The following is an 11,633-nucleotide window of genomic DNA, read 5'->3' on the forward strand; positions in this document are numbered from 1 at the left end:
TTCGTCTCGTATTAGAATTTAATATTAGCTCCAAAGTTTATGGTTTTCATAATCGGATATTTATGAGAGCCATTGCTTTCAGGATCGACCAAACCATCGAGTTTATCCCATGTGATCAGGTTGTTTCCATTAATATAGATACGACAGTCACTCATTCCTACTACCCGAATCCAATGCTCAGGCAACGTATAACTCAGCTCGATATTCTTCAATCGGAAGAAGGCACCGTTTTTCAGGAAAAAAGAGTTGAGTCGTTGATTATGATCGCCATTCGATCCATAATGCAACAAAGGATACTTGGCCGACTTCAAATTCTCTGCTTCACTTAATGCCGGATCCCATCGGTCTAAATGATGTTCTTTTACTTTCCCGCCATCGAAGAAGGCAAATTGGGCAAATGAATCATAATAGCGCGACACCTTGTCTACCCCCTGGAACATCATACTCAATCCGATACCTTTGTAATCAAGTCCTAAAGAAAGGGAGTAGGTATTTTCCGGTATATTGCTATATCCAATGAAGGTAATGTCTCTATCATCAATAAAGCCATCCTTATTCATATCCCGGTATTTCAGGTCTCCTACCCTGACGTTTCCGAATGTGGATTTTGGGAAATCAGGATTTGCCAGGTCTTCAGAAGTCACATAGCCTTCGCTGACCAATCCGAAGTATTGCGAAATAGGCTGACCTTCCGATTTCCGGTAGGCTGTTTTGGAAGCAGGTTCATCCATTTCCAGGATCTCATTGCGAGCATGGGTGAAGTTGAAACCGACATTATAGCTCAAATCCTTGCTAATACGATTGTTATGCTTTAAGGATATTTCATAACCTGCGTTCTTCGTTTTACCTAAGTTTCCGGCAGCCATATTCACACCAACCCATTGTGGACGGGTCAGGTAAGGCGTCAGGATATCATTTCGCTTTTCGTAGAACAGATCAAAATTACCATCCAATAGTCCACCCCAGAGACCGAATTCAAGCCCTAAGTTATACTTGTGCGCTCTTTCCCAGGTCACATAATAATTGGGATACTGGCTTTCGTATATACCCGTTGTACCGGTTTCTCCGAAATAATAGGCATTACCAAGCTGGCTCCATACCTCTTGGTAGAGGAACCGTTGTTTTGCTCCGTTCACCTTATAGACGTCATTCCCTACCTGTCCATAAGAGGCACGGATTTTCAGGTTATCAAGCCATTCATTCGTTTTCTCCATGAATTTCTCATTGTTGATTCTCCAACCAATAGAGAAAGAGGGGAAGAAACCGAAACGACGGCCACGCATAAAGTTCTCCGAACCGTTATATCCGAAGTTTACCTCCGCCAGATAGCGATCATCATATCCGTATGTAACACGTCCAACCAAGCCCTGGTAGCGTTCAGCCAGGTTGGCCTGATAACGATAGTCGTTCTGATTGTAAAGCAACATACCGGTCACATCGTGAACATCAAACTTGCGGGCATAATTCAATTGGGCTTCCATATACAACTTATACACGGTTGTTTGAGAATGCCCTGCATAGCCTAACTCCGTATCGGTATTAAACTTATTGTAAGCATCAATCGATTGGTAATTATCGCGGTCATTTAGTTCATAGGTAGCAAAATTAGCTGTAAATCTCCGGTTATAATAAGCATCATAGTCAAAGGCAAGCATCGCTTTGGCTTTCAAGCCTGGCGTAAGCCAATCCATCTTATAATCGAAAATAAAGTTGGTTTCGTTAATGGTATTGGTAGCCCGGTAAAAACCACCCTTCGCCAGGCGTCCGACAATATTATTCTGGTATTGTGAACTTCCGCCATACAATGTTTTTTGGTCTTCGCCTTCACCTACGGTATAGGAAACCGGGAACAACCAACCCGGCGTACGGGTCAATTCATAGAACACATCACCATCGCTGGCATTCGGCCCCCGTTTTTCTTCAAAACGTGTGCCGAAGTTGATCGAAAGTGTCAGATCGTTTGTCAACAATAAGTCCATATTGGCACGGAAAGCGTAACGGCGGTAACTGGCATTCGACTTATTGCCATAAGGATCGGTACTGAAGTTCTTATACAACCCATCCTGTCCGTAGTATTCGGCAGAGGCGAAATATCGCATACGCTTGGTTCCTCCCTGAATGTTCACATTATAGCGTTGTGCCGGAGCCGATCCGCGTAATACATAATCATACCAGTCTACATCGGGATAAAGCAATGACTCCAACCCTGAGAGTTGTCCGGCAGAGGCTTTTCTGTACATCTCCAGATCATTGGCCGAATACTGGGAAGGCATTCCGTCGTTGCCCAACGCTTCTTCAAGCAATACCAACGAGTTGTAGGAATCTAAGTATTTGGGATTGCGCGTGGGTGATTGCATCTGCCAGTTGGCCGTCAGGCTGACGATCGGTTTCTGCTCTTTCCCGCGTTTGGTCGTGATCAGCATCACCCCATTAGCACCCCTCACCCCATAAACGGCTGTTGCCGAGGCGTCTTTCAATACAGATATGGTTTCAATATCATCCGGAGCAATCTGGGAATACTGCCGCTCTACCCCGTCGACAAGGATCAAAGGTTGGTTATCACCGGCAAATGAGGCGCGTCCACGAATAAATATCTGCACATCGTCATCGCCCGGCGCACCGGAAGCCTGCGAGGTGATCACACCGGGTATCTTACCGGCAATGGCCTGTGAGATATTGGCCGCCGGCGATTTCAGTAATTCTTTGGAACTTACCTGCGAGATAGCACCTACCACACTTTCTTTCTTCTGTGAACCATAACCGACAACAACTACCTCTTCCAGCAATTGCGAGTCTTCTTGCAATTCGATATGAAGAAAGTCTTTGCCTCTGGTTTCTATTTCCTGCGCTTTATAGCCCACATAGCTGATCTCCAGTATGGCATTCTCTTTCACTGAGATCGAAAACTCTCCATTATAATCTGTCACCGTACCGTTCTGGGTTCCCTTCTCCCGTATACTGGCTCCGATAACTTCTATACCTGCATTATCCGCAATGCGTCCTTTTATCTGCTTGGTCTGTGCAAAAGTGAATTGTGCAGATAAAATAAAGCATCCGATCAGAAATAACCGGAGAAATATCTTCTCCAGCCTTCTTAGATTAAATCTGTGATTTTCCATTTATATAAGCTTTATGGTAGATTTATTTATTTTTTATAATACTGGATATCTGATTTGGAGTCAACTCAAAATCATAAATAGCAAGATCGTCAAACATAAATCCGGGATCCGGGTCACCCCAACCCCAAGCCTGGTTTCCTCCCAAACAGATATAGGTATAGGCAGATCCGTGTTCAAACAGTCCGGCGAAGCTCTGTCCGTCCGCGTTGCCGTTGATCTCCCATTCGTTGATCAATACTCCGTCGAAATACACCTTTGCCGTTTTTTCAGTCATCGTGGCTATATAATGGTGCCATTTCTTGTCGGCCAGCCAATCGGTTGCATTATGTAAAACCTTATTTGCGCCGGCTACATTCTGGGCATCCGTGAAGTCACACCATCCATTGTTGTTGATCATCAATACGCCCCGGTATTGCAAAGCAAACATCGGTGCTCCGTTTCCACCTTCCGGCGCTTTGTTATAGGCTGTCAATAGCGGCGACCACATATAAACAGGGGAATCACCCGCCTCTTTTGCATTCACCCACATACTGATCGACATTTCTTTGGTTTCAGTCGAGTGAGATAATACACCCGATGGCAACAAGAGATAATTCTGGCGCATGCCTCCTGTTACATTTTTAAATACCTGTCCGAATCCGGGATCATCCACCGTGACGAGGCTACCACCTCCGATAATCGTAGCCGTACCCAGATCATCAAACGTATTCATGTAGACAGGCGGTCTGCTTACCGGCGGTTTCACAACCGGCACGTTTATCTCTTTCGCGGTCACTTTATTGCGGTAAACCTTTAAGTCTTTCAATTTGATTGCTTCAGGAGGGGTACTACTGTCATACCCCAGGTAAAGATGAGTAGACGACATCATAAAGTCTTTTACATTGACGAAATCGAAGTCGGTCGATACATAGTCGGTCGCCTCCTTGCCATCAACATAGATTGTATACCCATCGACATGGACAATCACCGCTAGGTAATGCCATTCGTCCGGCGTCAACAACGCCGAAATACCCGGATCAGAAGAGAAGTTTCCGGCAGCGGATTGAAAAGCAATACTTCCGTTGCCTTTAATGGACAAAGCGGACTGATTGTCTTCGCCTGTCAAGGAGATCAAAGTGCCCTTTTCATTCTCCCGACCTACATTCAACCAAAAGGTAAAAGAACCTCCCAATTGAAGATTCGCATTGAGAAGAGGACTGGCCAAACGCATATATCCTCCTTCCAAACTTAATACATTGGTAAGATAATCATCGTAAACAACTTCCGGCACGTTGCCTTCGGGATAGGCAAACAGCTCTGCATCAACATCCTCCAACGTGTCAAATGCATGATTGCTTAATAGTTGCAGTTTGGGATAGACTTGATTCCCGGAAGGGGGATCCCATTCTCCCCACTTATGGCATGAGGAGAGAAAGAAAACTGTCATTACCGTTGTCAATACAAACAACGGCCACCTTCTTGTCTTCATAATAATACTTTGTTTTAGGTTATTGAAAAAAATAAATGTAATTTATACACTGCAAACATACGAGGTCGCTTTTCAAAGGAGGAGGATTATTGTATTTACAAAGAGGATAATCGAGCAATTTCCCATTTTAGCTTATTCGAATCACAAATCAACATCTACTCACTAAACGCTTCGGAAAGGCCTCCTCCCCTACCACATTTCCCCAATTGCTTCTGATCCTTCGGGAAGCGAATGTTATTTGCTCTGCGCCTACGGCTAAGCGATCTCCGATTGTTAAAATGAAAGATTTTAAGCAAAACGACGTTTTTAATTACAATCCGGTATGTTAAAAAGTGTTTCTCCCGGGAGTTTGTCAAAAAAGTCCCGCCTTTTTGCGCGCAAAGTCCCGCAAAAATTACAAATCGTAAGTTGGAGTTTTCGAAGAAAAGGGGTGAATTTAACTTTTATAAACAATTCAAAAAAGGGGTCATATGGCCGGTTGCTCGTCACTCATCGTCTATTTCCCGTGTATTTTCCATCAGCTCTGTCGGGGTTACATTAAAGCGTTTGACAAAGCAACGGGTAAAATATTTGGGGTCATTGAATCCTACCTCGTAGGCTATTTCCGATATGTTCATTTTCTTGGTAATTCTGTTTACTTCGATCAACTCACGGGCGACATTCAACCGGTAATTACGGATAAATTGCCCCAGCGACTGTCCCGTCAACGTTTGCAGTTTCTTATTCAACAGGCTTTTGCTGACTCCCATGGATTTAACGAACTCGGCTGATTCGTATGATGGATTCTTGTAGTTTTCCTGTACGACGGAAAGGGCTTTATTGATAAATTTCTCATCCCGCGATTCTTCGACCATCTGCAGTTCGCGCACATCCATATTCTGGGCAAACCGACTATGGTAGCGGCTTCTGTTCTCAAGGATATTATTTATCCGGGTCAACAACAGTTCGTCGTTAAATGGTTTTGACAAGAAGGAATCAACCCCCATCTTGTAGCTTTCAATGCGTGATTCCTGTGATGTTTTAGCCGTAAGCATCAAGAATGGAATATGAGAGGTGGTAAAGTTTTTCTTCACCCTCCGCGAAAGTTCCACCCCATCCATAACAGGCATCATCAGGTCGCTGACGATGAAATCGACATTGTTTGCCTTCAACAGTTCGAGTGCTTCTTCGCCATTCCCTGCTTCGATCACATTATACTGCTCTATCAGGATAGAACGGATAAAGCTTCGCATATCCTGATTATCTTCTACGACCAACAAGGTCAGCTTCCCGGGAATAAAAGAGGTGATAGGTTGATCCTCCTTTTCTTCCGGGAACTGTGGTTTCCCGGCGACGATTTCCTGTTGTCCGGGAGCCGCCTCGTCGATCGGTATCACTACCCGGAAAGAGCTTCCCGCGCCTTTGTTATTGGCAGCGGAAATAGTTCCGCCCATTTGTGTAATAATACTCTTTGACAAATAGAGTCCGATGCCTGTGCCGCTTTGTCCATAAACCGGAAATTTCACCTTGTTTTTAGACTGATAGAAGCGATCGAATATATTGGAAATATCCGCCTCCGGAATACCAATGCCATTATCTCTGACAGCTATATACAGGCGCTTTCCTGAGCGATCGTTCAAAGTTGCCGCATAAAGCGATATGGTGCCCCCATCCGGTGTGAACTTGATCGCATTTGACAACAAATTGGTGATGACCTTTTGCATCGCATCCTGATCAAACGCCCATTCGTCTGTATCAATACGCATATATTGCCTGAGTGTGATCTTCCTGCCTTCCGCCAAAACAGCAAACGGGGAAATAAGGGTAGATATGAAGTGTCTGAAATTTCCTTTCGTTTTCACAATCTGCAACTTGCCGGATTCCACCTTGCGGAAATCCATTATTTGATTGACAAGTGAAAGCAGGTATTTCGCATTGCGCTCGACAAAGCTGAGTTGTTCGATCACTAAGGGGTTGTGACTCAGCTTAAGGGCACGCTCGATGGGGCCTGTAATCAGGGTGACGGGGGTGCGGAATTCATGCGTAATGCTTGTGAAGAAAGAGATCTTATCGGCCGTTAGCTCCTGCACCTTTTCGGACATTTCAATCAGTTGCGTTTTCTGCCGCGTAATTTCGTCATTCTGATGTTTTAGCATCTCGTTTTGGTGGGATAATTCGCCTGCCTGAACTTCCAATAACTGCTTCTGTTCCCTGAGTTCATGCGTTCTTTCGTCTACAATTTTGTGTAAGTGCTGTTTTTGTTTTTGCAGTATAGCGATACGTCTTATATAGATATACACAATCAGGCAGATCACACTTATCATCAAAAGGGATATAAACCAGGGAGTTTTATAGAAAAAGGGGGTAACGATCACCTGGACTTTGGTTACGGGGGGGTCTACTTCTTCGTCATCAATCGAGTATTTCACCTCAAAAACATAATCTCCGGCAGGCAAATTCGTATAATTGGCAAAACGGCGGTCGGCAGGCACCTCGATCCAATGCGGATCAAATCCGACTAAGCGGTAACTATAACGGGCTGTTACCGGCGAATCGAAGTTTAATGCCGCAAATTCTAACCAGAAAGACTTATCACTTTCATGCAGGTGTATGGCTTTTACGGTAGAGATATCCCTGTCGATATATTTCTTTCCGGGTTTTATACGCTGGTTCATAACGCTCAACTCGGTCAGGGTCACTTTCGTATTATGCGTTCTTGAAGTCTGAATTTTGGGATCGATCGCTGCCAAACCTTTTATGCCACCAAAATAAAGCATACCGCTTTGAGAGGCTAAAGCACCATTCCAGTAAAACTTATTATCCATCAAGCCATCGTTGCTTGTGTAATTTGTAAAACTATTCGCCGCAAGATCAAAACAGGATATCCCATAATTGGTATTTATCCATAGGCGCTTACGATCATCTTCCAAAATCCCCCGGACATTATTACTTATCAGTCCATGGTGATTATTGTAATTAATAAAATGGCCTATGGCTCCGTCTTCATTAGGAATATGCTTAAACAGACCATTGCCATTGCTTCCCAACCACAAGGTATTATCAGAGGCCAGAAACAGGTAACAAATATATTCTCTCAACCGGGAGGTCGGGTCGTCCAGTTTGTATTTCAGATGGGAATGCCGGAATTTATCATTCTTTCGTGAATGTAGGTCAAAAACAAAAACGCCATACATTGTTCCCATCCACAACAGACCGTTTGGGTCGATAATCACGCCTGATACACAGTGTATCTGATCCGATAATTGTTCGTCATAAAAGGGATTATGCAACCGATCTGTCTTGAAATCATAATAGTAAAGCCCCTCGTCTGCGCCAATCCACATAAGGTCGTTGATAGGATCATAACATAACGAAGCAACGAAGCCAAGATGAAACCCCGGATTATGCCAGGGAGCGAAATACTTAACCGCGGGCATTCCCGGACGTTCCGGGTCGAAAACGGTGATCCCCCCTCCCCAGGTGCCAACCCAAAGCTGGTTTCGGTTGTCTTTAACGATTTCGCTTACGGAATTATGGCTCAAGCCACTGTTCGCTGTTGTATAATGAATAAAACGTTCGCTTCCCTTTTCTTTCCGGTTTATACCGCCTTCGACCGTACCGACCCACAAGGTTTCCTTTTCGTCTTCATATATCGCATTTACCGGATTAGGCGATAAACTGTGCGGATCATACTTCTCATAGACATAGTTTTTTATCGACAAACTCTTGGGCGTTATTTTATTCAATCCACCCGACTCCGTACCAATCCATACGATATCACCGTCAGCCATCATGCAATTAATGAAGTTCGAGTTCAATCCTTTCTCCGGACTTTCGGTATCCAGCATGATTTGTTCAAAGTCATCGGTAATCGGATTATAGACATTGAATCCCCGATAGGTGCTTACCAATAACTGGTTTTCGCTATTCAGCGCCAGGTCTGTGATGAAAGTCTGTGTTAATCCCCTTTGAGTTTCATTCGAGTAGTATGACTTAAGGCTTTCCCGATTTCTGTCATAGCGTATCAGTTCCAGGTTTGTTCCGATCCAGATCTCATTTTCTTTCCGGCAAAGCGAGCTGATCCTGATGCCTTCATTAAACTCAAGCTGGGGACTTATGGTGGTCGCCTGCAGCTCCTCCTGGCGGGTAAACACCTTACTGACCTTATGACCCACGGCGAGCCACACATTGCCATCGCCATCCATATCGTTTATAACCACAGGATAATCTAAAAAGCCGGTTTCAAGCGAATAATGTTTTTGCAGACCACCGTTTGCATCAAATGTTATCTTGTAGATAATTCCGTCACATGCCATCCAGATATTGCCTTTACTATCTTTCGTGACATACGAAACGGATTGTTGAAAAATAGCAGCAGCGGGTTCTTGTGGTTCAGTAAGTGTAACCATTTTGTCGGTAGACAAATCGAGAATGTCGATCCCTTCCGTCGAGGCAATCCACAAGCGTCCGAAAGCATCTTCACAACAACCTGTAATAAAATTGCTCCTTACTTTCCCATCAGGCGTATGGATTGTATAATGTATAAACTCGTAACCATCATACCGCGAAATACCACCTCCCCGTGTCGCCAGCCAAAGAAAACCGCGGCTATCTTTATATATGTAATCGATGAAATCATGGAGAAGTCCGTCTTCCATGGTTATATAGGCGAAATTATTACGCGAAGTAAAAGACTCCTGCGCACGGGTCGTCGGACAAGAAAAAAGGATACAAAATAGTATGACTATGTAGGAATGTGGTCTCATGGCGATTACTTTTTGTCAAGCAAAAATATAGGTTCTATTTCAGAGTACAAATTATCCTCAAAAACAATTAGTTCCCTTTATCTGTTTGTCCTCCTTTTTTATTCGATAATCCCCCCTCCTACAAGCTATTATATTCTTCTTTGCTCATCGATTCTTAAAACACAATTATCATGAATACACCATTTTGTTATCCTTTTAGGAAAAAGATCAGGTACGCTTTCGTATCAATAGCCCTTTTGGCTGTTCATGTTAGCATGTTTGGCCAGGCAACACCGGGCAAGGATATAGAGGCAACGGTTCATCTTGAACAGACAAACGCTCCCATCCACCCTTTTATGTACGGTATGTTTACCGAGCTTCTTCATAATATGTTCGAGAATGGTATCTGGGCCGAAATATTAAGCGACCGTAAATTCTTTTATGCAGTCGACAATTCGGAAACGTTGGAGCCCCGGAACACCCGGCGGCATCAGCTACGATGGCGGCCTGTCGGAGCAGCCTCCGGCGTTACGATGGATAAAGACAATGTGTATGTCGGCAAACAATCGCCCAAAATCACACTAAACGGCGTCCCGAATGGCATTCAGCAAAAGGGATTGTGGCTACGCCAGGGGAAAGGCTACGAAGGACGGATTGTGTTAAGCGGAGACCCGCAGGTTAAAGTCACCGTCAGCCTTGTATGGGGAACGAAAGCCAATGAGCGAGAAAGTATTGTAATCGACAGGCTTAGTAAGGACTACAAAAAGTTTCCATTCCATTTTTATCCCAAAGGAGACACGAATGAAGGATACATCGAAATAACAGGCGAAGGAACAGGTAGCTTTTATATTGGCGCCGTGTCGTTAATGCCTGATGACAACCTGCATGGATTCAGAAAAGACATTGTTGAAATACTCAAATCGGTAGGTGCAACCATCTACCGCTGGCCGGGAGGCAATTTCTTAGCTAATTACGATTGGCGTCACGGCATTGGCGACATCGACCGCCGTCCGCCCAGGTATGATTATGCCTGGTTCACCGTAGAATCGAATGATGTAGGAACGGATGAGTTTCTGACATTATGCGATTTGATCGACACCGAGCCCTATCTTGTGGTCAATAGCGGACTGGGAGATGCCTATTCTGCCGCGCAATGGGTAGAGTATGTGAATGGTGACAAAGACACACCAATGGGAATGTGGCGTTCTGCCAACGGACATCCCGAACCTTATCAGGTGAAATACTGGGGAATCGGAAATGAAATGTATGGGGAATGGCAGATCGGTTATATGTCGAGCTGGCATTATACATTGAAACACAATTTCTTTGCGGAAGAAATGCGCGCAAAAGATCCCAACATCAAACTGATTGCCTCCGGAGCAACCATCTATGAAACCGGCACAACCGCCCGCCATCACCGCAAACCTCTTCAGATGAAACTGCCTATCGAATACCTGAGTCAGGATGACTGGACCGGAATGTTGCTTACTAATAGTCTTGAAAACATAGACTATATGGCTGAACATATTTATACCTATTTCAATGGTTATTTCGATCAGGAGAAACAAGACTGGGTTGCCGTTCGCGACACACTGGTTGATCTCGTACGCCGTACGCCTAACCGCATCAAAGGTATGATCGAGTCCATGGAAGAATACCAGAAACGCATACCGGCAGTCAGAGAGAAACCGACACCTTTCTGGGTCGACGAATGGGTAGCCGGCGAAGGACGTGGCCTCAAAACAACCATTGGAGTTGCTGCTGCCTTGCATGAATTTATGCGCCATGCCGATCTTATTATGATGGGCGCCTATACCGGGTTTAACGGTTTATACAGATACAATGACGTAGATGCCGTAATCAGTACGAATGGATTACTGTTTAAACTGTTTCTGGAACACCACGGAACGCGGATGGTAAACCTGACAGGCAACTCTCCTCAACGCGAATTAACCGGCACCATTGGCGTGGATATACCGAAAGAGATATCCGGAAGCCCTACTTATCCCTTGGATGTGTTAGCCACCGTCAATGAAGACAAAACGAAACTTACCGTCTCCATTGTCAACCCGACATACACCGAACAGAAGATAAAGCTTCATTACAAAGGCGGTTCTATCGGCAAAGAGGCAACGCTCTATTCACTGGCACCAACCATCGTGACCGACGACAACTCACCGGAGCAGCCAAACAAGGTACAGGTTGAGGTGAGTCGCAGCAAAGTCAAGCAGGAAGTAGAGGTGCCTCCTCATTCTATCCTATTATATGAGTATGACTTAACAAACAAATAAAAGGAAATCTCTTTTATGACACAGATATTAT

At 44.6% G+C, this 11,633-nt stretch carries 4 protein-coding genes; 1 reads left to right on the top strand and 3 read right to left on the bottom strand.

All coding sequences use genetic code 11. From position 1 onward, the window contains the following. Nucleotides 1-11: 11 nt before the first annotated feature. The 3 genes from M2137_RS05805 to M2137_RS05815 form a co-directional block, all read right to left on the bottom strand. The gene (locus M2137_RS05805) at nucleotides 12-3,119 is read right to left on the bottom strand and encodes a TonB-dependent receptor (protein ID WP_280765518.1); all 3,108 of its coding nucleotides are present in this window, start codon (nucleotides 3,117-3,119) and stop codon (nucleotides 12-14) included. Nucleotides 3,120-3,141: 22 nt separating this feature from the next. After that, the gene (locus M2137_RS05810; RefSeq protein WP_280765519.1) at nucleotides 3,142-4,587 is read right to left on the bottom strand and encodes a LamG-like jellyroll fold domain-containing protein; all 1,446 of its coding nucleotides are present in this window, start codon (nucleotides 4,585-4,587) and stop codon (nucleotides 3,142-3,144) included. 485 nt (nucleotides 4,588-5,072) lie between these two features. Then, nucleotides 5,073-9,332 carry a two-component regulator propeller domain-containing protein gene (locus M2137_RS05815; RefSeq protein WP_280765520.1) on the bottom strand — a complete coding sequence of 1,420 codons (4,260 nt, stop codon included), beginning with the start codon at nucleotides 9,330-9,332 and terminating at the stop codon, nucleotides 5,073-5,075. 170 nt (nucleotides 9,333-9,502) lie between these two features. Here M2137_RS05815 and M2137_RS05820 point away from each other — a divergent pair, with 170 nt between their 5' ends. After that, nucleotides 9,503-11,602 (top strand): alpha-L-arabinofuranosidase C-terminal domain-containing protein, encoded by a 2,100-nt coding sequence (locus tag M2137_RS05820; protein WP_280765521.1) that lies wholly within the window; start codon nucleotides 9,503-9,505, stop codon nucleotides 11,600-11,602. The last annotated feature ends 31 nt before the right edge of the window (nucleotides 11,603-11,633 follow it).

The sequence above is a fragment of the Parabacteroides sp. PFB2-10 genome, assembly GCF_029893085.1.
In the GTDB taxonomy this organism is placed as follows: Bacteria; Bacteroidota; Bacteroidia; order Bacteroidales; family Tannerellaceae; genus QVMG01.

Coding starts and splice junctions, on each gene's coding strand:
- M2137_RS05810 (WP_280765519.1), bottom strand. CDS start 4,587: ATGAAGACAAGAAGGTGGCCGTTGTTTGTATTGACAACGGTAATGACA.
- M2137_RS05805 (WP_280765518.1), bottom strand. CDS start 3,119: ATGGAAAATCACAGATTTAATCTAAGAAGGCTGGAGAAGATATTTCTC.
- M2137_RS05815 (WP_280765520.1), bottom strand. CDS start 9,332: ATGAGACCACATTCCTACATAGTCATACTATTTTGTATCCTTTTTTCT.
- M2137_RS05820 (WP_280765521.1), top strand. CDS start 9,503: ATGAATACACCATTTTGTTATCCTTTTAGGAAAAAGATCAGGTACGCT.